General features: G+C 63.5%; 28 protein-coding genes and 1 pseudogene. 17 read left to right on the forward strand and 12 right to left on the reverse strand.

Going from position 1 to position 22,080, the window contains the following annotated elements; genetic code table 11:
* Nucleotides 1-236 precede the first annotated feature (236 nt).
* Nucleotides 237-881 (forward strand): alpha/beta hydrolase family protein, encoded by a 645-nt coding sequence (locus NKI72_RS28820; RefSeq protein ID WP_352851491.1) that lies wholly within the window; start codon nt 237-239, stop codon nt 879-881.
* A 9-nt stretch (nt 882-890) separates the two neighbouring features.
* Nucleotides 891-1,661, forward strand: a complete 771-nt coding sequence (locus NKI72_RS28825; RefSeq protein WP_352472106.1) for an exodeoxyribonuclease III — start codon at nt 891-893, stop codon at nt 1,659-1,661.
* A 39-nt stretch (nt 1,662-1,700) separates the two neighbouring features.
* On the opposite strand, the gene NKI72_RS28830 is transcribed toward NKI72_RS28825, so the two are convergent.
* Entirely contained in the window at nt 1,701-2,165 is a 465-nt protein-coding gene (locus NKI72_RS28830) for a GFA family protein (RefSeq protein ID WP_352851492.1), read from the reverse strand.
* 66 nt (nt 2,166-2,231) lie between these two features.
* On the opposite strand from NKI72_RS28830, the gene NKI72_RS28835 reads away from it, so the two are divergent.
* The 3 genes from NKI72_RS28835 (at nt 2,232) to NKI72_RS28845 (ending at nt 5,302) form a co-directional block, all read left to right on the forward strand.
* On the forward strand, nt 2,232-2,603 hold the full coding sequence (locus tag NKI72_RS28835) for a WD40 repeat domain-containing protein (RefSeq protein ID WP_352851493.1): 372 nt from the start codon (nt 2,232-2,234) through the stop codon (nt 2,601-2,603).
* Between the two features lie 352 nt (nt 2,604-2,955).
* The gene (locus tag NKI72_RS28840; RefSeq protein WP_352851494.1) at nt 2,956-3,519 is read left to right on the forward strand and encodes an isochorismatase family protein; all 564 of its coding nucleotides are present in this window, start codon (nt 2,956-2,958) and stop codon (nt 3,517-3,519) included.
* A 160-nt stretch (nt 3,520-3,679) separates the two neighbouring features.
* Nucleotides 3,680-5,302 (forward strand): ABC-F family ATP-binding cassette domain-containing protein, encoded by a 1,623-nt coding sequence (locus NKI72_RS28845; protein WP_352472101.1) that lies wholly within the window; start codon nt 3,680-3,682, stop codon nt 5,300-5,302.
* 61 nt (nt 5,303-5,363) lie between these two features.
* On the opposite strand, the gene NKI72_RS28850 is transcribed toward NKI72_RS28845, so the two are convergent.
* Complete coding sequence (locus NKI72_RS28850; RefSeq protein ID WP_352851495.1) at nt 5,364-5,795, reverse strand: class I SAM-dependent methyltransferase; 432 nt, start codon at nt 5,793-5,795, stop codon at nt 5,364-5,366.
* A 491-nt stretch (nt 5,796-6,286) separates the two neighbouring features.
* On the opposite strand from NKI72_RS28850, the gene NKI72_RS28855 reads away from it, so the two are divergent.
* From NKI72_RS28855 to NKI72_RS28865, 3 genes are all read left to right on the forward strand, one after another.
* Nucleotides 6,287-7,408, forward strand: coding sequence for a KamA family radical SAM protein (locus tag NKI72_RS28855; RefSeq protein WP_502909001.1), 1,122 nt, complete (start codon nt 6,287-6,289; stop codon nt 7,406-7,408).
* A gap of 195 nt (nt 7,409-7,603) precedes the next feature.
* Nucleotides 7,604-7,858, forward strand: coding sequence for an exopolysaccharide production repressor protein (locus NKI72_RS28860; RefSeq protein ID WP_352472098.1), 255 nt, complete (start codon nt 7,604-7,606; stop codon nt 7,856-7,858).
* 321 nt (nt 7,859-8,179) lie between these two features.
* Nucleotides 8,180-9,004: a hypothetical protein gene (locus NKI72_RS28865; RefSeq protein WP_352851498.1), complete on the forward strand. Its 825-nt coding sequence runs from the start codon at nt 8,180-8,182 to the stop codon at nt 9,002-9,004.
* Nucleotides 9,005-9,042: 38 nt separating this feature from the next.
* Here the strand turns inward: NKI72_RS28865 and yghU are convergent, their stop codons facing one another.
* Entirely contained in the window at nt 9,043-9,939 is an 897-nt protein-coding gene (yghU, locus tag NKI72_RS28870; protein ID WP_352851500.1) for a glutathione-dependent disulfide-bond oxidoreductase, read from the reverse strand.
* Between the two features lie 248 nt (nt 9,940-10,187).
* Here yghU and NKI72_RS28875 point away from each other — a divergent pair, with 248 nt between their 5' ends.
* Nucleotides 10,188-11,093, forward strand: a complete 906-nt coding sequence (locus tag NKI72_RS28875; RefSeq protein ID WP_023675699.1) for a S1C family serine protease — start codon at nt 10,188-10,190, stop codon at nt 11,091-11,093.
* Nucleotides 11,094-11,108: 15 nt separating this feature from the next.
* Here the strand turns inward: NKI72_RS28875 and NKI72_RS28880 are convergent, their stop codons facing one another.
* From NKI72_RS28880 to NKI72_RS28900, 5 genes are all read right to left on the reverse strand, one after another.
* Nucleotides 11,109-11,720, reverse strand: coding sequence for a hypothetical protein (locus tag NKI72_RS28880; protein ID WP_352472095.1), 612 nt, complete (start codon nt 11,718-11,720; stop codon nt 11,109-11,111).
* Nucleotides 11,721-11,761: 41 nt separating this feature from the next.
* Complete coding sequence (locus NKI72_RS28885; RefSeq protein ID WP_352472094.1) at nt 11,762-11,959, reverse strand: hypothetical protein; 198 nt, start codon at nt 11,957-11,959, stop codon at nt 11,762-11,764.
* A 209-nt stretch (nt 11,960-12,168) separates the two neighbouring features.
* The gene (locus NKI72_RS28890) at nt 12,169-12,351 is read right to left on the reverse strand and encodes a DUF3606 domain-containing protein (protein ID WP_023675702.1); all 183 of its coding nucleotides are present in this window, start codon (nt 12,349-12,351) and stop codon (nt 12,169-12,171) included.
* An 11-nt stretch (nt 12,352-12,362) separates the two neighbouring features.
* Complete coding sequence (locus tag NKI72_RS28895; protein WP_352472092.1) at nt 12,363-12,671, reverse strand: hypothetical protein; 309 nt, start codon at nt 12,669-12,671, stop codon at nt 12,363-12,365.
* Nucleotides 12,668-13,183, reverse strand: a complete 516-nt coding sequence (locus NKI72_RS28900; RefSeq protein ID WP_352851501.1) for a hypothetical protein — start codon at nt 13,181-13,183, stop codon at nt 12,668-12,670. The genes NKI72_RS28895 and NKI72_RS28900 overlap by 4 nt, the downstream gene beginning before the upstream one ends.
* A 70-nt stretch (nt 13,184-13,253) precedes the next feature.
* Here NKI72_RS28900 and NKI72_RS28905 point away from each other — a divergent pair, with 70 nt between their 5' ends.
* Nucleotides 13,254-14,213: a prohibitin family protein gene (locus NKI72_RS28905; RefSeq protein WP_352851502.1), complete on the forward strand. Its 960-nt coding sequence runs from the start codon at nt 13,254-13,256 to the stop codon at nt 14,211-14,213.
* Nucleotides 14,214-14,265: 52 nt separating this feature from the next.
* Here NKI72_RS28905 and NKI72_RS28910 read toward each other — a convergent pair whose 3' ends face one another.
* The gene (locus NKI72_RS28910) at nt 14,266-14,832 is read right to left on the reverse strand and encodes an RBBP9/YdeN family alpha/beta hydrolase (RefSeq protein ID WP_352770635.1); all 567 of its coding nucleotides are present in this window, start codon (nt 14,830-14,832) and stop codon (nt 14,266-14,268) included.
* A 112-nt stretch (nt 14,833-14,944) separates the two neighbouring features.
* Here NKI72_RS28910 and NKI72_RS28915 point away from each other — a divergent pair, with 112 nt between their 5' ends.
* Nucleotides 14,945-15,418: an Lrp/AsnC family transcriptional regulator gene (locus NKI72_RS28915; RefSeq protein ID WP_352472087.1), complete on the forward strand. Its 474-nt coding sequence runs from the start codon at nt 14,945-14,947 to the stop codon at nt 15,416-15,418.
* 5 nt (nt 15,419-15,423) lie between these two features.
* On the opposite strand, the gene NKI72_RS28920 is transcribed toward NKI72_RS28915, so the two are convergent.
* Nucleotides 15,424-15,900 carry an Lrp/AsnC family transcriptional regulator gene (locus tag NKI72_RS28920; protein WP_245274655.1) on the reverse strand — a complete coding sequence of 159 codons (477 nt, stop codon included), beginning with the start codon at nt 15,898-15,900 and terminating at the stop codon, nt 15,424-15,426.
* A gap of 157 nt (nt 15,901-16,057) precedes the next feature.
* On the opposite strand from NKI72_RS28920, the gene NKI72_RS28925 reads away from it, so the two are divergent.
* The 3 genes from NKI72_RS28925 (at nt 16,058) to NKI72_RS28935 (ending at nt 18,161) form a co-directional block, all read left to right on the forward strand.
* Entirely contained in the window at nt 16,058-16,810 is a 753-nt protein-coding gene (locus NKI72_RS28925; protein ID WP_352816944.1) for a tryptophan 2,3-dioxygenase family protein, read from the forward strand.
* A gap of 269 nt (nt 16,811-17,079) precedes the next feature.
* Nucleotides 17,080-17,511 (forward strand): DoxX family protein, encoded by a 432-nt coding sequence (locus tag NKI72_RS28930; RefSeq protein ID WP_352816941.1) that lies wholly within the window; start codon nt 17,080-17,082, stop codon nt 17,509-17,511.
* A gap of 296 nt (nt 17,512-17,807) precedes the next feature.
* On the forward strand, nt 17,808-18,161 hold the full coding sequence (locus tag NKI72_RS28935; protein WP_352685197.1) for a hypothetical protein: 354 nt from the start codon (nt 17,808-17,810) through the stop codon (nt 18,159-18,161).
* A 71-nt stretch (nt 18,162-18,232) separates the two neighbouring features.
* Here NKI72_RS28935 and NKI72_RS28940 read toward each other — a convergent pair whose 3' ends face one another.
* Together NKI72_RS28940 and NKI72_RS28945 are read right to left on the reverse strand one after the other, a co-directional pair.
* Nucleotides 18,233-18,538, reverse strand: coding sequence for a hypothetical protein (locus NKI72_RS28940; RefSeq protein ID WP_352472199.1), 306 nt, complete (start codon nt 18,536-18,538; stop codon nt 18,233-18,235).
* Nucleotides 18,539-19,254: 716 nt separating this feature from the next.
* Nucleotides 19,255-20,082 carry a class I SAM-dependent methyltransferase gene (locus tag NKI72_RS28945; protein WP_352851503.1) on the reverse strand — a complete coding sequence of 276 codons (828 nt, stop codon included), beginning with the start codon at nt 20,080-20,082 and terminating at the stop codon, nt 19,255-19,257.
* Nucleotides 20,083-20,455: 373 nt separating this feature from the next.
* Between NKI72_RS28945 and NKI72_RS28950 the strand changes: the two genes are divergently transcribed.
* The 3 genes and pseudogenes from NKI72_RS28950 to NKI72_RS28960 form a co-directional block, all read left to right on the forward strand.
* On the forward strand, nt 20,456-20,860 hold the full coding sequence (locus tag NKI72_RS28950) for a hypothetical protein (RefSeq protein WP_352851505.1): 405 nt from the start codon (nt 20,456-20,458) through the stop codon (nt 20,858-20,860).
* A gap of 3 nt (nt 20,861-20,863) precedes the next feature.
* Nucleotides 20,864-21,262 (forward strand): hypothetical protein, encoded by a 399-nt coding sequence (locus tag NKI72_RS28955; RefSeq protein ID WP_352851506.1) that lies wholly within the window; start codon nt 20,864-20,866, stop codon nt 21,260-21,262.
* Nucleotides 21,240-21,857, forward strand: a pseudogene (locus NKI72_RS28960) (terminase large subunit domain-containing protein); the annotation flags it as partial. The gene NKI72_RS28955 and the pseudogene NKI72_RS28960, both read left to right, overlap by 23 nt.
* Nucleotides 21,858-22,080 lie beyond the last annotated feature (223 nt).

Here is a 22,080-nt window from a genome sequence, read left to right on the forward strand (position 1 = left end):
GGGCGAGGCCTTAGACGCCTTCAAAAGACGCCCAGTAGGCCAATCAGGTTAAGCACACCCTTCATGCAAAGCCCTCCTTGTGGGAGAAGGTGGATCGGCGCGCAGCGCCGAGACGGTTGAGGGGTGTTGGAAGAAATGAGGCGTCGGCGTTCCCTGGAACACCCCTCATCCGACCGAGCTTCGCTCGGTCACCTTCTCCCACAAGGGGAGAAGGGGTCACCAGCGTTGGAGTCCCCATGACAACCTTCCTCTTCGACGGCCCCGACACCGCCGCCATCATCATCCTGCTCGCCCATGGCGCAGGCGCTCCTATGGACTCGGCCTCGATGACCGCCACGGCAAAAGCGCTGGCCGAGGCCGGCTTCCGCGTCGCGCGCTTTGAATTCCACTACATGGCGGCTCGCCGCTACGGCCACCGCAAGCCGCCGCCGCGCGCCGAGACGGTTAACCCGGAATACGTCAAGGCGATCGCCGACCTCCGGGCGAAGGGCGTGAAGGGTCCGCTGATCATCGGCGGCAAGTCGATGGGCGGACGCGTCGCTTCGATGATCGCCGACGAGATGTTTTCGAATGGCGAGATCTCGGGCCTGCTTTGTCTCGGCTATCCCTTCCATCCACCGGGCAAACCGACGCAGCTTCGGACAAAACACCTCGCCGATCTCAAGACGCCGACATTGATCTTCCAGGGCACGCGCGACGAGTTCGGGACCAAAGACGAGGTCGCGAACTATGCACTGTCCGACGCAATCGAGATCTTCTGGCTGGAAGACGGCGACCATGATCTGAAGCCGCGCAAAAATATCTCCGGCTTCTCCACCGCCGATCATCTGAAGACGCTCGCTGATGCGGTGAAGGCGTGGACCGAACGCATCGTGCGCTGAAGCAGGCCGATGAAGATCGCCACCTTCAACGTCAACAACATCAACAGCCGGCTGCCGAACCTGCTCGCATGGCTGGCCGCCGCCAAACCCGACATCGCCTGCCTGCAGGAGCTCAAGGCGAGACAGACGCAGTTTCCGCGCACTGCGCTGGCGGCGGCCGGCTACGGCGCGGTTTGGGTCGGGCAGCCGACCTGGAACGGCGTCGCCATCCTTTCGCGTGGCGCAGAACCCGTTCTGACCCGCGAGGCGCTGCCCGGCGACGATAGCGATCAGCAGGCGCGCTACATCGAAGCTGCGGTCAACGGCATCGTCGTCGCCTGCCTCTACGCGCCGAACGGCAATCCGCAGCCCGGCCCGAAATTCCAGTACAAGCTCAACTGGCACGAAAGGCTGGAGGCGCATGCGGCGCAGTTGCTCGACACCGGCCTGCCGGTGGTGCTGGCCGGCGACTACAACATCGTGCCCGAGCCGCGCGACATTTACCCGACCCGCTCCTATGACGACAACGCGCTGGTCCAGCCGGAAAGCCGCGCATCGTTCCAGCGGCTGCTCGACCAGGGCTGGCTTGACGCGCTGCGCAAGAAGCACCCGAACGAGACGCTCTACACATTCTGGGACTATCGCCGCAACCGCTGGCCGCGCGATGCCGGCCTGCGCCTCGACCATATCTTGCTCAGTAAGAAGCTGTCGCGCCGGCTGGTAGCGGCGGGCATCGACCGCGACGTGCGCGGCGAGACCGGCGCCAGCGATCATGCGCCGGTCTGGGTGGAGTTGAAGTGAGGCACGGAGGCTGGCGCCGCCTTTCCGGGCGGCAACCAGTCAAGTTGGCCGCGCCGCTTCGCGGGCGAACGCCTCGATCAGAGGGGCGTATCCCTCGAGGTCGGGCTGCGTAGCGAAACTGTGGCTAGCGGCGGTCGAAGCCCAGGGCAGCTTTTCCGACGTGAAGACTTCGACGAAAGGCACGTACCATTGGTGCTGGTCCAGCATGGTCGCACGAACGTTGACGAAAAAGTCCAGGCCATGCGGGCGCGTGAACATCCAGTTCTTGCAATGCGGGCAATAGAGCTGGCGATGCGGGCCGTGCAGTCCGCCGACCACCGGCTCGCCTTGCGTTATGGCAAAACCGTCGCTCGGCACGGCGATGGTCAGGGAATATGCGCTGGCGCTCAGCTTCTGGCAGCCGGTGCAGTGACACGCCATCGTCAGCAAGGGCGGGGCGCTGATGCGAAAGCGTATTCCGGCGCACAGGCAACCGCCGTCCCAAGGTAGCTTCCAATCGTCCATTGCTGGCCTCGAGCGAGATCCTCGGCGAGCGATCTAGCGCACGACCGGCCTCCCGGCAACGCCGCGATGCCTGCGGCAGCTGCCGCCGACGGGCACCATGTCATCACCGGCAGCGGCGATTACACGATCAAGCTGTGGGATCTGGACAGCGGCCGCGAGGTCCGCCGTTTCGACGGCCATGAAGGCACCGTCTACGCCCTGGCGCTCTCAGCCGACGGCGAGCGGCTGCTCTCAGGCTCGCTCGACGGCACGGCGCGGCTGTGGGACATGGAGACCGGCAACCAGCTCGCCATGTTCGACAGCCAGTCCGGCCCGATCTATGCGGTTGCCTTTGCCGCCGACGGCACGGTGCTGACCGGCGGCTACGACCGCAGCATCAGGGACTGGCCGGCTGGCGGCGGCGATAGGATGGTGCTTTTCGCCGGCGCGCCGGATTGATTGCGGGATATCCAATTTCGTCGCCGGGGCTTGGACACCCCCACTGTTGCGCTGGGCAATCGCATTTGGATTCTTGCGAAGATGGACCCCCACCCTAACCCTCCCCACAAGGGGGAGGGAATGCTGCCGCGCGCCCTTACTTCCCCTTTGGCGCCGAAAGGCAGGCAATTTGCCGAGGTCAGCGCCAACGGAAGTCTCCCTCCCCCTTGTGGGGAGGGGTTAGGGGTGGGGGTCCATCGTAGAGCGAAAGCCTCGGCTTTCCACCTGCGATAGCCCTGCCCCACGAGGGGGAGATCAGCAGCTCCAGCGTCGGCTTCGGCGACGGATACTTGACCCGCCTACCACCAACGCTATGTTCGCGGCCATGTCAGGGACCAGCCCCGCGGCCGCTGCGCCGCTAATCGTGATTGACCTTCAGACCGGCATGTTCGACGGTGTCGCCGAACCGCCGATCCATGATGCCGACGGCATCGTTGCCCGCACCCGCGCGCTGATCGAATGGGCACGGCGCAGCGGGCGCAAAGTCGCCTTCATCAGGCATGACGGGCCGCAGGGCGATCCACTGGCGCCGGGTGAGCCGGGCTGGCCGGTGTGGCCGGCGCTCGGCCAGGCCGGGGACGAGCCGACGTTCGCCAAGCGTGTCGGCGACGCGTTCAGCAATGCCGCGCTTGCAGAATGGGTGGCCGGGCAGGGCGCCGGCGAGGTCGTTCTGATCGGCGCGCAGACCGATTTCTGCGTGGCGGCCACGGTGAAGGGCGCCTTTGCAGCGGGCCTGGGCGTCACCGTGGTTTCCGACGCCCACAGCACGCTCGACGCGGCCAGCGAGACCGCCGCGGAGATCATCGCCCGGCACAATGCGGCATTCGCCGCCGCCGGGGTCAAGCTGGCGACGACAAAAGCCCTGACCGATAGCTGATCCGCCGGCTCATCCCTACGCCGTCAAAGCCTGATCCAGCCGGGAAGCAACTGGCGGGTTCAGACAATTTGGCGCGGGGCGCCTCACTACTGCGGGCTTCCGCCGGCGCGGTCTATCGCGTATTGGCGCAGGAACTCTCCTTTGGCCTTCCCCGGAAACCATGATTCGTCTCGAAAGCATCAGCAAGCAGAACGGCAGGCAGATCGTCTTCATCGAAGCCTCCGCCGCGTTGCAGAAGGGCGAGAAGGTCGGGCTGGTCGGGCCTAACGGCGCCGGCAAGACGACGCTGTTTCGCATGATCAACGGCGAGGAGCAGCCCGACGAAGGCCAGGTCTCGGTCGATCGCGGCGTCACCATCGGCTATTTCAGCCAGGATGTCGGCGACATGGAAGGCCGCAGTGCGGTGGCCGAAGTGATGGACGGCGCCGGACCGGTCAGCGAAGTGGCGGCCGAGATGCGCGAGCTCGAGCACGCCATGGGCGACCCTGACCAGGCCGACCAGATGGACGAGATCATCGCCCGCTACGGCGAGGCGCAGCACCGCTTCGAGGAGCTCGACGGCTACGCGCTGGATGGCCGGGCGCGCGAGGTGCTGGACGGCCTCGGCTTCAGCCAGGAGATGATGGACGGCGACGTCGGCAAGCTGTCCGGCGGCTGGAAAATGCGCGTGGCACTGGCCAGGATCCTTTTGATGCGGCCCGACGCCATGCTGCTCGACGAGCCGAGCAACCATCTCGACCTGGAAAGCCTGATCTGGCTGGAGCAGTTCCTGAAGAACTATGACGGCGCGCTGCTGATGACCTCGCACGACCGCGAGTTCATGAACCGCATCGTCAACAAGGTGGTCGAGATCGACGGCGGTTCGCTGACCGCTTACTCCGGCAACTACGAATTCTACCAGCAGCAGCGGGCGATTGCCGACAGGCAGCAGCAGGCGCAGTTCGAGCGCCAGCAGGCGATGCTGGCCAAGGAGATCGCCTTCATCGAGCGCTTCAAGGCGCGTGCCTCGCATGCCGCCCAGGTACAGAGCCGGGTGAAGAAGCTGGACAAGATCGACCGGGTCGAGCCGCCCAAGCGCCGCCAGAAGGTATCGTTCGACTTCCAGCCGGCGCCGCGCTGCGGCGAGGACGTGGTGACGCTGAAGAACGTGCACAAGGGCTATGGCAGCCGCTCGATCTACGAGGGATTGGATTTTCAGGTGCGCCGCCGCGAGCGCTGGTGCATCATGGGCGTCAACGGCGCCGGCAAGTCGACGCTGCTGAAGCTGGTCGCTGGCGCTTCCGAGCCGGACAATGGCACGGTGGCGCGCGGGCCCAGCGTCAAGATGGGCTATTTCGCCCAGCACGCCATGGAAGTGCTGGAGGGCGAGCGCACCGTGTTCCAGACGCTGGAAGATGCGTTTCCGCAGGCCGGCCAAGCGCCGCTCAGGGCGCTGGCCGGCTGCTTCGGCTTTTCCGGCGACGAGATCGAGAAGAAATGCCGCGTGCTGTCGGGCGGCGAGAAGGCGCGGCTGGTGATGGCGCTGATGCTGTTCGATCCGCCCAATTTGCTGGTGCTGGACGAACCGACCAACCACCTCGACATCGCCACCAAGGAGATGCTGATCACGGCACTGTCGCAGTACGAGGGAACCATGCTGTTCGTCTCGCACGACCGCCATTTCCTGGCGGCGCTGTCGAACCGGGTGCTGGAACTGACGCCCGAGGGCATCCACACCTATGGCGGCGGCTATACCGAATATGTCGAGCGCACAGGGCAGGAGGCGCCGGGGTTGCGGAGCTGAGGCCGGCTCTGCCGCTCACGGTCACGTAGACGCTCGATGCCGGAGGCCAAGCACGAGATGCTCAGCCATGTATCGCAATTTCGCGCAGCGGATCGCCGCCGTCGATGAACAGCCGGCCTTGCGCGGTCAACGCCGCCTTGAGCCGTCGCAGGGCAATTTTTCCTGCTTCGGGATGACGCCCGTCCAGCGCGCCGACGCGCACGGCAACGGCAATGTCGAAGTGCTTCTCATCGGCCTCCAACTCGAAGTCCTCGATGGCGATCTGGCGAAGGCTCAGCCGGCCTGCCGCAATCTCGGCGCGCGAGGCGGCCCCGGCCTGCGCGATGGCCTTGGCCGAGCGGTCGATCGCCAGCACGTGCCCGCCGCCGATCCGGCGCGCGATCTCGCGCGCTGCAGCACCCGGTCCGCAGCCAATCTCCAGCACTCGCATGCCCTGCCACAAAGGCAGCGCATTGACGATCTCCAAAAGCCTTGGCGACAAGTCGTTCGCCATACGCTGTTCTCCAGCTTTTTCACAATCCGAGACTAGCGACCGCGGCCGGCGACGGGAAGGCCGAGAGACGCGGGCATCGCCGATGTGTTCAGCTGGCATGTTCAGCTGGGTGCTGCTTGAGCAGGGGGCATGATCGACATCGAAGAGGTCGACGATCCGGTCTCGACCGCGGGCGACCGGGCGGGCCCGAGCGGCCCGGCGTCGTTGACCTGAGGGGTAGGGAGGGAACTGGCGCCGAGCCTAACCGGTTGGGGGGTAGATCACCGGCCGTTTATGTGTATACGCTCAAGCTAATATAAGAGCAAGCTAATGTTTTGCGTCAGCGATGTTGGACGATTGTTCTGACCATGGCCGGTTGTGGCTTCCTGCCGCGCCCTCCAATCCGGCCAAACACCGCTTATTGCCTTCAAGTCCTGGCTTCAATGCTGTACCCCGGCCCGAAATTCAAGGAGCCTGCGATGACCTCACATCCCGACATCCCCGACGCCAGCATGGCGGTCGATGCGGCCGGCGTGGCAGCCGATGACCGGCGCGCTCGCGAGGCGGATGCCGCATGGCGGGACGATGTTCGCGAGGGCGTGCGGCAGGTAGGCGATCTGGATTCGCTGCCGCTGTCGCCAGCCGAGCGGGCGGCGGCCAAAGCCGCGGCCACGCGCCACAAGGTTCGCATTCCCAAGGCCTATCTCGACCTGATCGACTGGAACGACCCCGCCGATCCGATACGGCTTCAGGTCATCCCGTCGCCCGACGAACTGGCAGAGCAGGAGGGCGAACTCGACGATCCGATCGCCGACCACGCCTTCAGTCCCGTGCCTAGATTGACGCATCGACATGCCGACCGGGTTCTGTTGTTCCCGACCTATCAATGCGCGGTCTATTGCCGGTTCTGCTTTCGCAAGGAGCAGCTGACCTCGATCGGCCGGGGTTTTTCGCGCGAGGCGCTGGAGCCGGCCTTCGCCTATATCGCGGCCCATCCGGAAATCCGCGAGGTGATCCTGACCGGCGGCGACCCGCTGTCGCTGCCGGACAGGGCGCTGGCGGAAATCCGCGCCCGTGTCGAGGCGATCCAGCATGTGCGGCTGTTGCGCATCCACACTCGCGTACCCGTCGCGCTGCCGTCGCGCGTCACCGGCGGGTTGATTCAAGCCTTGCAGGGCCGGCTGATGGTCACTGTCGTCACCCATTTCAACCATCCACGCGAAATCACGGAGGCGACCGAGCGGGCCTGCCGCACGTTGCGGCAGGGCGGCTTCGTGCTGCTGAACCAGAGCGTTCTGCTGAAAGGCGTGAACGATACGGTCGAGGTGCTGGAAGAGCTGTGCCGCGAGCTGATGTATCGCCTTGGCGTCAAACCCTATTACCTGCACCACGGCGATCTCGTGCGCGGAATGGCGCACCGGCGCACCACGATCGCCGAGGGCCAGGCGCTGGTCAGCGCCTTGCGTGCGCGCCTCTCGGGCATCTGCAATCCCGTCTACGTGCTGGACCTGCCGGACGGCGGAGGGAAAGTCCCGCTCGGCCCGTCCTATCTCGAGGCGCGCGAAGGGGAGACGTGGAGGATACGTGGGCTTTGTGGGGCGGTGAGGGCGTATAGGGAGGTTGCTGGGGAGTAGGGGACGCGCAGCCGCTGTCCAAGCCAGCCCACCTTGGTGACCTGACATGCAGCCCTTGATCACGGAAACATGCGTTAACTGCTGTTCTATTTGGTGCTTGCGCAATTGCTAAAATAATGAAAACGTTGGCCCGGGGTAATGGGTTAGGGGAGTTCGTCCCGGCTGTTGCGAGTTTCGGGGCGGCGCAGAAAAGTCATGAACTTTCCACAGTTCCTGGTGGGGCTGACCACCACATCGTCCATCGTGGCGATCTCGACTTACTTTGCGACGGGTTCAATCTGGAAGACGCTGGCCTGGACGATCTTGACCTTGATCGTCATGCAGGTTGGATATTTCCTGTTCGTCGTCCGGTTGATCTACGGATCCGGGGCGAAAGGCGCGGCGGCAAAGCCGCGGCGTCTGAGGGCTGTGCCGCCGAACCGTCGAGGTCGCATTCAGCTTATGCAGTAATGTCCCATATAGATATCATGGTCTAGACAGGACATGTTCGGTTCTGGGAATGTGCGTTGGACGTTCCGCTAGTTTAGCCAACTAATATATATCGCCCAACTCATATCGTCGTTTTTGGGCTAGCGGGAAAACCTGCCTGCTGCTTGTACGACCGTGCCTAAGGCCATATTTTACAACCGGCTGGCAAGCTCCCTTTCGTTGATGCAGCCTAAATCCGGCTGGTGTTTTCGATAGGCGGTTGAGGCTATAAAGCCGTTCACCCGGGCGGCAGATGCATTTGGGCCGGTCGAGAGGGTTGTGGTGATCGACGGAACGCCAAACGTGATCTTACTGCTCGGCAGCGCCCCCGATGTGGTGCGCTGCGCCGCCTGGCCCAAGCAGGCCTTCGGCAAGATCGTCGCCATCAACAACGCCTGGCGCGTGCGGCCCGACTGGGATTTCCTCGTCCATGCCGGCGATTTCCCGGCGGAGCGGATGCCGCAAGGCGATCCCCTGCAGCAGGCGCAGATCTTCAGCGCCTCGCATTACGTGCCGGCGCAAAACAGCTTTGGCGGCTTCGTCTATGCCGGGGGCACCATGTCGATGACGGCGGCCTACTGGACGATCCACAGTCAGAAGCCGGACGTGCTGGCATTCCTTGGCTGCGACATGATTTACGACCAGCCCGGCAACACGCATTTTTACGGCGTCGGCCGCGCCGATCCGCTGCGCAACGACGTCACCCTGCGCAACCTCGAGGCGAAGTCGGCCCGCCTGCTCATCCATGCGCTTCGGCGCGGCTGCCTGTGCGTCAACCTATCCGACCTGCCGCGCAGCCGGCTGGTCTTCCCGCGGCTGACGCTCGATGAAGTCGGCGCGCTTTCTTCCTCGCGGCTTTCGGAAATGAAGGCCGAGATGCTTGCCGGCCTGCGGCTCGATCAGGCGGAGGAGGCCGACAGGATCGAGAAGGAACTCGGCTATTTCTTCGAGGACGGCATGTACTGGAAGCACCTCGAAAAGCTCGACGAGAAATTCCTGGCCAACATCGACCGGCTGTGGATGGCGGCGGTGAAGGCGAGCTTGAGCAGTCGGCCGAAGCTGCCGATCTCCCCCCTTGTGGCGGGGCAATCGCATTTGGATTCTTACGAAGATGGACCCCCACCCTAACCCTCCCCACAAGGGGGAGGGAATGCTGCCGCGCGCCCTTACTTCCCCTTTTGGCGCCGCGCCGCGAGCTTGTCTTGCGTCTTGGTCTCGAAATCGCTGGCGTCATGGCGCTCGTGCAGCTGCATCGAAGGCTCGCCGAAGGTGCGGTTGACCATGCGGCCGCGCTTGACCGCCGGCCGCGCGTCGATGGCGTCGGCCCAGCGCTGCACGTTCTTGTACTGCTCCACCTGCAGGAACTCGCCGGAATCGTCATACATACGGCCCTTGGCCAGCCCGCCATACCAGGGCCACACCGCAATGTCGGCAATCGTATAGTCGCTGCCGCCTAAATACTCGCTTTCGGCGAGGCGTCGGTCGAGCACGTCCATCTGCCGCTTGGTTTCCATGGCGAAGCGGTCGATGGCATATTCGATCTTCGTCGGCGCATAGGCGTAGAAATGGCCGAAGCCGCCACCGAGATAGGGCGCCGAGCCCATCTGCCAGAACAGCCATGACAGCGTCTCGGCGCGAGCCGGCTGCTCCGTCGGCAGGAATTCGCCGAATTTTTCGGCGAGGTAGAGCAGGATCGAGCCGGATTCGAAGATGCGGACCGGCTTTTTCCCACTGCGATCCATCATGGCCGGGATCTTCGAGTTGGGGTTGACCTCGACGAAGCCGCTGCCGAACTGGTCGCCGTCGTTGATCCTGATAAGCCAGGCGTCGTATTCGGCGCCGCTGTGGCCGAGCGCCAGAAGTTCCTCCAGCATGATCGTCACCTTGACGCCGTTCGGTGTCGCCAGCGAATAAAGCTGCAGCGGATGCTTGCCGACCGGCAGTTTCTTGTCGTGCGTCGGGCCGGCGATCGGCCGGTTGATGCTGGCGAAAGCGCCGCCATTTGCCTTGTTCCAGGTCCAGACTTTTGGCGGCGTGTATTGGTCCGTTGCGTAGTCGTTCATTTGGGAGGCCTTTGGAAGGGTTGGGTTGGGAGGATATCAGATATCAACGTGGGCAATGGCGGAGGAACTTTGCATAGGGCAGCTTGGGATAGCCGTAGGTACAGATAGGGCTGCCGGCGCTGTTGCAAAACCCCGGCGCGAACGGCGCGGCGCCGGTCCACGCCAAAGCCGGCGCCACCTCTTGCGCCTGATCACCTGCGCCATACCTATAGCCCATATCAGCTGCGAACATTGCCAGGAACCAAAGCATGAATATCGAACCCCTTTTGCGATCCATCGTGGCCGTCCGCGCCACCGTGCCAGAGGACGCCTTCACGGCAAATACACTTGGCACCCGCCGCGAGGGCAGTGGCGTGGTCATCCGCGGCGACGGGCTGGTACTCACCATCGGCTATCTCATCACCGAGGCCGAGGAGGTCTGGCTGGCCGACCAGGACGGGCGCGTCGTTCCCGCCCATGCGCTCGCCTACGACCAGGAGTCGGGCTTCGGCCTGGTGCAGGCGCTGGCGCCGCTCGGGCTGCCCGCCATTGCGCTCGGCGATGCGTCCAGGGCCAAGATCGGCGATCCCGTCGTGCTCGCCGACGGCGTCGGCCGCTCCGTGCGGGCGCGGATCGTCACCAAGCAGGAATTCGCCGGCTATTGGGAATATCTGCTCGACGAGGCGATCTTCACGGCGCCGGCTCACCCCTCATGGGGCGGCGCCGGCCTCATCGGCGCGGATGGCAGGCTGCTCGGCATCGGTTCACTGCGCCTGCAGATGAGCCGCAACGGCGAGGTCGCCGACATCAACATGGTGGTGCCGATCGATCTTCTGCCGCCCATCCTCGACGATCTGCTGACGCGCGGGCAGGTCGCCAGGCCGCCGCGGCCGTGGCTCGGCGCCTTCTCGGCCGAGAGCGACGGCAAGGTCGTGGTGATGAGCGTCGCCGAGGGCGGTCCAGCCGCCCAGGCGGGCCTTCGCCAAGGCGATGTCATCTCGGATGTCCGCGACACGGCGGTCGATGGGCTTGCCGATTTTTATCGCAAGCTTTGGAAGAGCGGCCCGGCGGGTGCCGAGATCCCGCTCCGGGTGCTGCGCGATGGCCGCGAAACCTGGCTGCGCGTCAAGTCCGCCGATCGCAACAGCCTGCTGTGGAAGCCGCCGCTGCAGTGAGGCAACCGAAACCTCTCACTCTCCGCAAGCGCTGAAGCCAGTGCCCGGGGTCCATTCCGCAAATGGGATGACCTTGCCTTCGACCGATACGGTCGCTTGCCTGGTGCTGCCGTCCGCCAGCTTCTTGCTGCTTTTGCCCTTGCCGGTCAGCACATTGTAGTCGCAGTCGCCGGCAACATTGTCGTCCATGTAATCCCAATAATCGTAGGCAAAACCGGCGACGACGAACGTGCCGTTGCGCCAGGCGAGCGTCAGCGTCTTATTGGTCCGCTCGCTGCCGATCTCCATCGCCGGAACATAGAGCTTGATCGAACCGTTGGGGAGCGCGGTGAGTTCGGGCTCGGTGTCGGATGTGGCGGGGCCCGGCCGGTCATAATCCTTCCATTCGCCGTAAATCTGTTCATGCACGACCCCGGCAGGTTTTAGAAAATCGCCATCGCGATCCTTGAGGAAAAAATACATGTCCATGGGATGGCCGGGCTCGGTCTCCACGATCATCGCCAGATCGGCGGCGCCGTCGCTGTTCCAGTCGCCGGTCGCCGCCGTGATGATCTTCTGCGTCTCGATCGGTTCTGCCAGGGCGGCGGCCGGCAGCAGCAGGACCAGACCGAATATTGTCGATCGCATGTAGATCCCCTCGCGCTTGGGCAGGCCTGAGAGCATGCTTCTCAGGAGGCCCGGCTCTGCCGCGTCTCGGAACGGCTCGTCTCGTTGAGCAGCCGGCAGAGCGAAACCGCTTCACGACGGCTCAGGCCGATCAGCGCGATTTGCGAAAATTGCGCCGGCAGATCGTGAACGATGTCCCACACCATCCATCGGCCGTTCGGCTCCATGACACATTCGTAGCGCAATAATTGTTCCTGCATCCGACCCCCCGGCTTTGCTCATCGGACTGGTACAGCGTCGAGGTAAATGAGTTGTTGCGCCGCGAGAGTATTCCGCGGCTGTCAAAACCAGGCGTTGAATCCCCACAGGGGCGAACCCGACAGGTCACGGCTGACGGTGCCGATACTCTCGACAAGGCGGCAGGGCAGGGACGCTTCCGGCGTGAACGGCGGCCACCGCTAGAATTGGATCAGGCGTTGCGGCTCGCCATATGCGCGTCGAGCTTCCTCCTCGAGGGGCCGTAGCGCTTGATGATGGTCGCGGCCTCGCTTTGCGGTATGCCGTATTTGCGGGCAAAGGCAGCGACCTCGTAAGGCTCTTCGCCTGAGACCAGTTTGCGATCCTGCTTGGTCTTGGATTTGTCGTCGGCCATGGCGTCCTCCATCACATCTGGTCGTTATAGGGCTCCTTGGTCCGGCCGACCATCCTGGCCAGTTCGGCAAAGGACGGTACGCCGGTTTCACCCTGGGCATTGTTGGCCGCCTGCAGCAGCCTGAGCGGAAAGCAGACGGCGTCGCGGTTGGATGGCGACATGTCTTCATAGAGACGCTCCTCGCTGGTCATCGCCGCCTCGGCCCGGCGCAACGCCATGTCGACCTCGTCGACCGACAGCAGGCCCTTGTGGACCAGCGCGTTGTTGACGGCCGCGATCGCCATCATCAATCCTTCGAGCTGGAGATTGGCGACGTTCATCGTCTTGCGTCCTTGCCGGGCTTCTTGGCGGTGGCCTTGCCGTCTGGCCGGATCGCTGCGCGCGGCGGGTTCTGGCCCTCCGAATGCAGGGTCCTGTCGTCGAAATCGTCAGCCGGCCTGGTCAATCCCATGCCGCCGGGAGGTGGCTTGTTGCCGGCCGCATCCTGCGAAAATTCGTCGGCCGCGTCGGGGCTCGTCTTTGCCGGATATTTCCTCGCTCCGGTCTCGTTGCGGTTCGGGTCGTCTGCCATGTCCTGTGCTCCCGTTGCAATGAGCAGATAACTTTCATGCGGCGGCAGCGGTTCCGTGGCGAAATCGACCTTGCCGGTGCGCAAGCCTTCGCAATCTGCGACCACGACTACGAGGATTGCCCGAAGCGCAGAACCGATGCCGGACGGCAGAAGCAGACGCCAGGCAACGCGTCCCAGCCCGCAGCCGCGGCTGCAGGGGAAATCGGCTGGCCAGCCTGAACCACCCGCCGGTCCGGCCGGCTGCCCCGAAGGTCTTTCCATATCCAGAGGATTGCAATGCCGCCACTATTGTGGGCAAAAGCAGCACGGGCAATCAGGTTGGGGTGGGGTGATGACCGAAACGCAAGGCAATTCAAGTCGTCCGCAGGGCAAGCCGGGGATGGCATCGGGGTCGATCGGTTCCGGCCTGATCGCACTTGTCATCATGGCGCTCGGCGTCTTTGCGCTGTTTGGATCCTGGTACACGATCGATCAGGGCGACCGCGGCGTGCTCTTGACCAACGGAGCGCTGAGTTCGGTCGTTGATCCCGGACTGCATTTCAAGCTGCCGTGGTTACAGCGTGTCGAGAAGATCAGCCTGCGCCAGCAGGTGCTCAAATGGGGCTGCGAGAACCAGAACGATTGCAGCGGCCTGCCGGCCATGCAGGCCTATTCGCGCGACCAGCAACCGGCCGACATGCGCGTCACCGTCAATTTCCACGTGCCGGCCGCCGAAGTCAGCAACGTCTACACCAATTATGGATCGATCGAGGCACTGGCCGACCGCGTCATTGCCAGGAAAGCACCGCAGGAGATCAAGACGGTGTTCGGCCAGTACGACGCGGTGTCGGTTATCCAGAACCGGGCGAAGTTCAACAAGGACGTCGCCGAGGCCATCGCGGCGGTAACCGACGGCCCGGTGATGATCGACAGCGTGCAGGTCGAGAACATCGACTTCTCCGACGCCTACGAGCAGGCGGTCGAAGCCAGGATGACGGCGCAGGTCGAGGTGCAGAAGCAGGAACAGAACCTGCAGCAGGAAAAGATCAAGGCCGATATCGCCGTCACCCAGGCCAAGGGCCGCGCCGACAGCGTCAAGGCCGAAGCCGAGGCCAGCGCCTACAAGACCAGGGTCGAAGGCGATGCGACCGCGGGCGCCATCAAGGCTCGCGCCGCCGCAATCGCCAACAATCCGCTGCTGGTCGAACTGACCAAGGCGGAGAGATGGAACGGCGAATTGCCGAAGTCGATGATCCCGGGCTCGACCGTACCGTTCCTCGAACTCAGCACGCCTGCCGCAGCATCGAACTGAGGCGCGGCGCAAACCAGATCAGGGCGGCGGCGCGATAGCCGTCCTGGTGCGGTTACGGCTGAAGCACGGCGCCTCGGGCGATTGCCTGCGTTTGACCTAGAAAAGCTGTCAGCAGCTCCATTCCCGCCGGCCAGTCGCCGAGCCCGCTGTCGCCATTGATGTGGCCAAGCGGTCCGGCGATATGGAGATCGCTGCCCCATCGCTCGGATTTCGCCCTGGCATAGTCCAGCGAGCCGTAGGGATCGTTGGTGCTGGCGACAATCAGCGACGGAAAGCGAAGCCGTTGTTGCGGTGCGTCGGCGAAGGCCCGGGCGGAGGAGGGGAAGGCCGGCGACGCAGGGTCCGGAACCGCGACCAGCAACGCGCCGCCAATAGAGCGGGGGGAGATCCGCTGCCAGTGTACGACCAGCAGACAGCCGAGGCTATGGGCGACGAGCACCGGCGGTGTCCTTGCCTGGCATACAGCGGTTTCCAGCGCAGCCACCCAGTCGTCGACGTCCGGCGCGTCCCAACTCGCCGGGTTGAACCGCCGCATCGCCGGGTTTGCCTGCTGCCAACGTGTCTGCCAGTGGGCTTCGCCCGATCCGCCGATGCCCGGCACAATGATGAAGTCGGTCATGCGAAGCCCTTCTTTCCTGATGCAGCGCGTGCAATTCTAGGTCTTCTCCCAGGTGGCGGAATGAGAGATCATCGGAAAGCAGCGACGAAATCCGATGGATTAAAGGGCGATCATGCGGAACGGCGATTATCGGCCAAGGCTCGACCCCACCGATCTGGCGATCATTGAGATCATGCAGGAGGATGGCCGCATCGGCATCTCCGAGCTTGGCCGCCGCGTCGGACTGTCCCAGCCCGCCACCTCGGAACGGGTGAAGCGGCTGGAGGAGCGCGGCGTCATCACCGGTTACAAGGCGGTGATCAATTCGGCAGCGCTCGGGCTCGGCACCATGGCGGTCATCCGCCTGCGCACCACGCATGAGCATATCCAGGCCTGCCTGAAGAAGTTCGCCCAATTGCCGGAGGTGGTCGAGGTGCTGCGGGTGACCGGCGAGGATTGTTTTCTGGTCAAGGTCGTGGTCCCGTCACCGCCCGATCTTGAAAGCATCGTCGACAGCATCGGCCGGTACGGCACGGTGACGACAAATGTGGTTCTGCGCGCCGAGCAACCGAAGCGGCTGGGACGCGAATTGATGACCAGGGCCTGACCGGTCTAACGCTTGGTCTGCGTATGCCCGACGGCATTGGCGAACGAGATGCCGCCCTTGATCTCGCGCATCGCCATCGAGGTGATGGTGCGCCGCACGCCGGGCAGCCGGCTGAGCTCCTCGCGCAGCATCCTGTCGAGCGCCATCATGTCGACGGTGACGATCTGCAGGAGATAGTCGGCCTCGCCAGTCGTGGCGTGGCAGCGGCGGATCAGCGGATGCTTTTTGACCGCCGCCTCGAAGGCGTCCGACAGTTCGAAATCGATCGACACCTGGATGAAGGCTTCGATGCCGAAGCCGAGCTTGGCCGGGTCGATCCGGGTCGAGTAGCCGCGGATGACGCCGGCGTCCTCAAGCGCCTTGACCCGCTTCCAGCACGGCGTCTTGCTCAAGCCGACCTCATCGGCGAGCGCGGCAAAGGAGATACGGGCCTCGCGTTCGAGCGCCGCGACGATCTTCCGGTCGACCGCATCCAGCATCATTCGTTCTTCCAATCTGCTTCAGCGGCAATTTTCGTCCTTCGTTTCCCGCCAATCGAATAACAGAAAGGGACAATGTTCGGCAAGAAAGCGATTAGACTTGAGGGACCGGGATCCAACAAGCGCCTGCGGCCCAACGGCCGGGGCAAGGAGCATGGCCATGGACAAGCAGGACTATTATGCCCGCATCGAAACGCCTGAGATGCGCGACTATGGCGTCTACCTCAAATGCGACAGGCTGCTTGCCTGCCAGAAGCCGCTGGCCGAGATGGTGAATGCCGACGAGTTGCAGTTCCAGATCGTTCATCAGGTCGAGGAGCTGTGGATGAAGCTCATCGCCTATACGCTGGTCGATGTCGTTGATTTCCTGGAAAAGCAGGACACGCATCGCATCGTCACGCTGATGGGGCGCGTGCACCGGCTGATGCGGCTGATGACGGCGCAGCTCGACCTGCTCGAAACCATGTCGCCCAAGGAATACCAGCAGATCCGGCTGCAGCTCGGCAATGGCAGCGGCCAGGAATCGCCGGGCTTCAAGCAACTGCTGCGCCTGCCGCCCGATCTGTGGCGGGCCTTCAAGGCGTCGTACCTCGACGACCGCGGCCTTTCGGTCGAGGATGTCTACGATACCGGCTACGATCACGGCGACAGCTATGTCGTTGCCGAAGCGCTGATCGAGTTCGACGAGCTGTTCCAGAAATTCCGTGCCAACCACCTCTATCTCATCCACCGCACGATCGGCCTCGGCGCGAAATCGCTGAAGGGCCGGCCGGTCGAATTGCTGGAAGCCGGCGCCCGCCACCGCTTCTTCCCGGAACTCTGGGACATACGCTGGGCGATGACCGACCGCTGGGGCAGCCAGTATGGAACGGTACGCGAGCCGATCAGCAAGCCGGGGGTCAAGTTGGGGTAGCGCAACCTTTCTTCTCCCCTTGTGGGAGAAGGTGGATCGGCGCGCAGCGCCGAGACGGATGAGGGGTGTTGGACGGAGTGCCGCCGGCGCCAAGCTGGAGCACCCCTCATCCGTCGCCTTCGGCGACACCTTCTCCCACAAGGGGAGAAGGGAAGGCGCCACTTTGGTGCCGGCGCTTGTATCTCTCAGGTTTTTCGGGGGATGATGTCGGGCTTGCGGCTGGTGGTGCGTCCTTGGGGCACAACCACCGTAACTCTTGGGAGGACATCATGACCTTGGAAACCGCTCAATCAACCGTTCAGTCGCCGTGGCAGACCGCGGCAATCCTTATCGCCCGCCTGATCTTCGCCGCCGTCTTCCTGATGGCCGTGATCTTCAAATTCATCGATATCGGCGCCACCGCCGGCTATATCGCGGCGGCTGGATTTCCGTTCCCGCTGTTCCTGGCCTGGTGCGCAGCCCTGCTCGAGGTCGTCCTCGTTCTATGTTTCCTGACTGGCGCCTTCTTCTCATGGGCAGCACTCGTCGCCGGCGCCTATGTGCTGTTCCTCGGCTTCGCCTTCCACGGGCCGTCGCACTGGGCCGGCAACCAGGCGGAGTTCGGCTTCTTCGTCGATCACTTCACCTTCCTGGCCGGGCTGCTGTTCGCCGCCGTGCACGGGCCGGGCAGGGTCCTGGCGCTGAGGCTTGGCAGGGGGTGATGCCCAATCTCGCATCCGGCGTTCTCGTAAAGGCGCTCAGAAGGGTGGCGACGATCCCGGCCGGGTCTATGACCGCGACCAGGGCCAGATCGGCAGCACGATCCGCACCAGCATCGTCGTGACGATCGAGAACGGCCGGGTACCGTCATTCCGGCCATCCGCAGGTCGCGCGCAATAAAACCGACAGCTAAAGTACGAGCGTTCGAGGTTTATGCTTTTTGTAGATGCGCCTGCATTCCCTCTGTACTTCCAACTTTCGGCGGGCTAAGCAAGACATGGGTCTTGAGGGGGAATTCATGAACATCGCCACGCGTTTTGCTGCCGCCATGATCGGCACGTCTCTGCTTGCCGGCTGCACTACCTTGACCGAAGGCGAATTCAACACGATGCATACCACGCTTGAAGGCAGCCCTGTCACCAAGCGCGTGGCGATCAACGAATGCATTGCACGCGAGAGGTCCACGCCGCTCAACGAAAGAAAGACTTACGCAGCAATCATGAATGTCAGTGTCGCAAAATACGACAGCGCCTTTTGTGGCCGGCTCTTCAATGCCGTTGCTAATGGCAGGCTGACTTACGCGGACTACCGCAGGCTTTCCTCGCCGGGGGCCGACAGCAGCAAGTTGATCAAGATCCTGCAGGGCCGCTAGCAGGCGCCGCCAGCAGTCTTGCGACCCCGCCGCGGCAAGCCGTTGTCGCGGCGTCAGTTATGATCGCCGCGTCACATCTGGTCGTTGTAAGGTTCCTTGATCTGACCGACCATGCGCGCCAGTTTCGAGAAGGACGGCATGTCCGTCTCCGGCTGACATTGATTGGCCAACTCCAGCAACCGGATCGGGAAGTTGACGGCATCGCGGCTCGACGCCGACATGCCTTCGGACCTTTCCTCGTTGGTCTCGCTGGCTTCGGCCTTGCGCAAGGCGATGTCTATCTCCTCGACGGAGACCACGCCCTTGCGGACCAGGACCTGATTGATCGATGCGATGGCCATCAGCAGGCCTTCGAGTTGCAGATTGGCGACGTTCATGGCTTTTGCTCCCATTGGCTGGGGTTCAAACGCGCGAATGCCTGTTCTGATCCGCGGCTGCGGCTGCTCGTCGGCCGGTGAGATGCCTCGGCAAATGGAGGAAGCGCCAATTGCCGACGCTGCGTTCGCGCCCACAAAGTGGCTGGCGGGCAACGCGAGGCGCCGAAGAGAAATTCGGTTTTTCTGCCGCCGTGCCACATTTTGTTCTTGCTTTGTGCCGGCAGCTATGCTATTAATCTGGGTATGGTGCCAATTGGCTCCAAAGACCCGCCCGCCCGAGGCGGGTTTTTTGTTTTCAGGCTTCTTTTTGATCGAACGTTGCTTGTGTTGCCGGCTTTAAGTCGGCGGGACAGCGCCCGGGACAGTACCCCCCTCTGGCCTGCCGGCCATCTCCCCCTCAAGTGGGGAGATTGGCGGTTTCGGCGTTGCGCTCTTCCTGCAACGTTGGAGATTGGCGAAAGCCGGCGCGAAAGCCGATCTCCCCCCAAGTGGGGGAGATGTCCGGCAGGACAGAGAGGGGCGCGAAGGAATGCAGCCTAGCGGTCTTCTTGGAAGGTCAATCGGGAGGCGGACAAGGCGAGGCGCTGAACGGAATTCGCATTTTTCTGCCGCCGTGCCACATTTTGTTCTTGCTTTGTGCCGGCAGCTATGCTATTAATTTGGGTATGGTGCCAATTGGCTCCAACGACCCGCCCGCCGAGGCGGGTTTTTTGTTTTCAGGCCGGTTTGGAGACGATCACGGCGAGCGAGGCGAGCTTTCCGTCACTCAGGCTTCGGATATAGTTGCGGCGGCGCTGCAGGAATTCCGCGCCCATGACGACTTCGTTTGCCTGCTGCTGCGCCGGCGAGGGCACGATGCCGGAATTGGCTCTCTTCAGCGCCAGCTCAACATGTTCGCCGGTTTCGTCGACGATTTCGTCGATGCGAAATCCGGCATCGACAAACAGGGTTTTCAATTTTTCCCGATCGGCGAGGTGGCTGGTCGCCGCAGAAACCGCCCAGGGCATGGGATAGTAGGGCTCGCCGCCGGCGAGCACGGCTTCGGTCCAGATCAGCCTGCCTCGCGGTTTCAGCACGCGCCAGGCCTCGTCGATGACCGAGGCTTTGTTCTCGATGTTCATGCCCACATAGAAGCAGATCGCCGCATCGAAGGTGCTGTCGCCAAAAGGCAGTTTCGTTGCGTCGGCCTGATGGAAGCGAACTTTGTCTGCCAGTCCGCTGAGTGCGGTCAGTCGGCTCGACGCGGCGACAAAGGCTGGTGTCAGGTCGATGCCGTCGACCTCGCAGCCATAGGCCGAGGCCAGAAACCTTGCCGGCCCGCCAATGCCGCTGCCGATATCCAGGATTCGATCTGTCGGCGAAGGAGCAAGACGGGCCGCATGCTCCTGCGTGGCGGTCAGTTCGCGGCCATGGAACTGATCGAACGGATAGAGTTGCGCGGCCGCGAGTTTGCCGGCCGGGTCGGCGCCCGGGATCGCGGCCAATATGCGATCGACGATGCCGTCGCTGCCCTCGCTGCCGTAGTGACTGGTGACATTGCCCATGACGCGTTCCCCTCAAGCGCAACCACCATCCCATCAACGCAAGTCTCACGCAATGCCCCGCCTTTTCGCCCCTCTTTCCATCCGTTCACCGACGGGGATGCGAAGTCGGCAGCGCATTTTTCTGCCGCCGTGCCACATTTTGTTCTTGCTTTGTGCCGGCAGCTATGCTACTAATTTGGGTATGGTGCCAATTGGCTCCAACGACCCGCCCGCCGAGGCGGGTTTTTCATTTCGGGCTCCTGTTCGACCGAATGTTGCGTGTGCTGCCGAGGTATGTCGGCGCGAATGAACGCGACCGACTATCCCGGTCCGCAACCACCTATCGTCCATAGATTTCCCAACGCGCCCGTGCGCCCATTTCAGAGAACACCCCATGTCCAACCGTTACGCCACGATCATCACCGACGATGACGGCCGCGAGGCCGTCAGCGCTATTGGCGAGTTCGCCGGCGCCGCACCCTATGCCCGCCATGGCCGCTTCGAGCAGGTCGCCGCCGGCGTGCGGATCGGCATGGTGCGTGGCGGTACCGTCGATGCGGTCGGCGGCTTCGGCTTCCCGTCGGGAGCACTCGACGACAAGGCGGCGGCAATTCTCAGGGCAAGGCTGAACGCCTTGCCCGACGCCGGTGCGATGAAGCCTGGCACGACGACTGATGCGAAACCGGCAAGCCAGCCGCGGAAGCCAAAGTCGGCACGGGCCGGCAAGAAGGCCCGGCCGCGCAGGCGCATCGTGCGGCCAGGCAACAAGAAGCCGATGTCCGCCGGGACGGCGGAGTAGGGCATGGCCAAGGCTCCTTCTACCGGCGATCCGCAGCCGCACGACCAAGCACCCGGCAGCCGAACCAGGCGGCCGAAGAAGACGCTGGCTGACGGCTTTCTCGAAGCGATCCGCGCTGATTTTCGCGCCCATGGCGCCGGCGTCATCGCCGAGGTGCGCGCCGAAAAGCCCGATCAGTACCTGAAGCTCGTGCTGTCGGTGCTGCCCAAGGATCTTAATGTCAACATCAACAACCTGGATGCATTGAGCGATGACGAAATCAGGCAGCGCATCCGCGGCCTCGAAGCCGTCCTTAGGCCGTTCCTCGAGAAGCCGGGCTTCGCAAAAGGCCTCGCACAGCCGGGCGGCAAGGACGGAATATCTCAGCCTGCTGGCGGAGCTGGACCGCAGGCGCCGCACTAACCAGCTTGCCGCCTATCGGCCTTATCCCCGACAGGCCGAGTTCCACGCCGCCGGCGCGACCAATCGCGAGCGCCTGTTCATGGCCGGCAACCAGCTCGGCAAGACCAGGGCCGGCGGCGCCGAATGGGCGATGCATCTCACCGGCCGCTATCCCGACTGGTGGCAAGGCAAGGTTTTCGATTGTCCGGTTCGGATGTGGGCGGCCGGCGTCACCGGCGAAAGCACGCGCGACAACCCGCAGCGCATCCTGATCGGCCCGCCGCAGCAGCAGGCGGCCTGGGGCACCGGCATGATCCCGGCCGACGCCCTCGTCAGCACGATGGCGGGACGGGCGCCGGGCGCGCTCGACAGCGTCGTGGTGCGCTGGGGCGGCGGCGGCGATGTCCAGGCCGACGAATCGGTGCTGTCGTTCAAGAGCTACGAGAAGGGTCGCGAGAAATGGCAGGGCGAAACGCTGCACGGCGTCTGGTTCGACGAGGAACCGCCGCTCGACATCTATTCCGAAGGGCTGACCCGCACCAACGCCACCGGCGGCATCACCATCGTCACCTTCACGCCGCTGCTCGGCATGAGCGATGTGGTGCTGCTGTTCTTGTCGGCGGAGGAGGTTGGGTTCATTGGTGAAGGGGAAGCAATCGGCTGAATAAGCCAGCCCGGCGCAATCATTATCCCAGCTGACTGTGGCGCACGGAATAAGTGTGGAGCACTTCTCTTTGCAGCAAAATTGTAGTTGTTTGGACGGAGGATGAGAGCCGTAACGGAGGGGTTGGGCAGTGGGAAATCACTATCGGTCGCTAGTCGTGATCGGTGCAATAATG

It is taken from the genome of Mesorhizobium sp. M0437, from assembly GCF_040321335.1.
Taxonomy (GTDB): Bacteria; Pseudomonadota; Alphaproteobacteria; order Rhizobiales; family Rhizobiaceae; genus Mesorhizobium.